Below are 1,201 nucleotides of genomic sequence, written 5' to 3' on the forward strand. Positions count from 1 at the left end.
TGGAAACCCGCTCAGCCACGACGCCTCCGGTGCGCGGCAACGATCTCCCCAAGCAGGGCCTCCCACCGGGGCATGATGCGCTCAGCGCGATAGTCTGCGGCGCGCTGTATGCCTAAGGCCGCATAGCGGGCTCGCAGCGTCGCGTCACGCAACAGGCGGCCGATCGCCTCGGTCAATGCCGCCTCGTCGCCATCGGGCACCAACAGGCCGAAACGCCCGTCCTGCAAAATCTCGCGCGGCCCGGATGGGCAGTCCATCGCCGCTACAGGAACGCCACAACTGAGCGCTTCCAGCAAGACGAGCGCGAAGCCTTCATAGCGCGAACATAAGGCAAATACGGCAGAATGCCCAAGCCAATCCGGGACGTTGCCGACATGACCTGGCATGAACACGGTCTGTGCGACACCCAACGCCTGTGCCTGCGCCTTAAGTTCTGCGCGCAAAGGGCCATCGCCCAGGATCAATAAATGATGATCCAGCCCCTCAGCGCGCAAGGTGGCATGAACGCGGATCAGGCGGTCGAAGGCCTTTTGCTCGGCTAAGCGGCCGATGCCGATGACCACGGGCTTGGCGAAAACGACCGGGTCAGGAACCGCCTTGGACGCTGGCGCGGATGGCCGATCGATGAAATTCTCGATCACCTGCCAACGTGCACCACGGGGCGTTTTGCCCAGCACCTGACGCAGCCCCTCCAGCGCGCCCAGCGAGGGGAAGACCACTTGCGGGCAGCGCCGATAGACCCAGCGGCTAATGGCCCGATCCACGACCCCGGCGCACACTTGATGACGCGCAAAATTTGTGTGGGTCCAACTCAGAAACGGCCGCCCGGCTAGCCGCGCGGCAAGATAACCGTAGTTGGTCGCGGCAAATTGCACACCGCCAATCACGAGTTCATAACGCCGCGCCAGCCTGGACAAGCGCAGCAGCGCAGCAAGCTTTGATGGTAAGCCGGTCGCATTGAAGCGGTGGATAGCAAGCCCAGCCAGCATAGCAGGCGCGATGACCTCTGCCCGCGAAAACAACACTGCCAGCCCCACCTCCCAGCCACGATGCATGAGCTGTTGCGCTAGGCGCACGTTCATCGGCTGAGCGCCGCCAGCGGCTAGATCGGGTACGACGAACAACACCGCCGGGTTCATTTGCGTGCCACAGCGATCAGGCACGGGTCAAAGACATGCGGGCGCGGGTGCATGTCGGCAAG

The 1,201-nt window shown here is 63.5% G+C and carries 1 protein-coding gene; it reads right to left on the reverse strand.

Annotated elements, in window-relative coordinates:
- Positions 1–11: 11 nt before the first annotated feature.
- Positions 12–1,139: a glycosyltransferase gene (locus ACUVSA_RS13425; RefSeq protein ID WP_445895205.1), complete on the reverse strand. Its 1,128-nt coding sequence runs from the start codon at positions 1,137–1,139 to the stop codon at positions 12–14.
- Positions 1,140–1,201 lie beyond the last annotated feature (62 nt).

It is taken from the genome of Desulfosoma sp. (genome assembly GCF_052743555.1).

Bases quoted from the DNA above. Each gene is read 5' to 3' on its own strand.
- ACUVSA_RS13425 (WP_445895205.1), bottom strand. From the start codon at position 1,139: ATGAACCCGGCGGTGTTGTTCGTCGTACCCGATCTAGCCGCTGGCGGC.